This is a genomic window from Tetzosporium hominis (assembly GCF_002265435.1).
Lineage (GTDB): Bacteria > Bacillota > Bacilli > Bacillales_A > Planococcaceae > Chryseomicrobium > Chryseomicrobium hominis.
In genome coordinates this window covers 1-254 of sequence record NZ_NOKQ01000233.1, presented here as the reverse complement: position 1 = coordinate 254, position 254 = coordinate 1, and the positions used below count along the sequence as shown (strand labels likewise).

Annotated in this window: 1 protein-coding gene; it reads right to left on the bottom strand. The window is 50.4% G+C overall.

Annotation, left to right across the window (positions count from 1 at the left end; translation table 11 throughout):
- Nucleotides 1-250, bottom strand: a 250-nt coding sequence (locus CF394_RS11325) for a glycoside hydrolase family 88 protein (RefSeq protein ID WP_439332872.1), incomplete at its 3' end; no start/stop codon positions are given.
- Nucleotides 251-254 lie beyond the last annotated feature (4 nt).

Genomic DNA, 254 nt, shown 5'->3' with positions numbered 1-254 from the left:
AAGCCTTTGCCGCTCTATCAATATATGATGAATCAATATAGCCCATGCGAGCCCCTTTGGCCATCGCGTACATATACAAACACGAGCAGGAGCTTTCGAGCCAATTGTCCGGAAGTCCGCCTTTATCGACAACCTGGTGCCATAGCCCTGTGCTTTCATCTTGAAAATCAGCAATGCTTTTGACCATCTCTTGAAGCGTCCGGGTCCACTCCTGTCTTGTGCTATGCCCCTGCGGGAGCAGTTCGATCATGTCG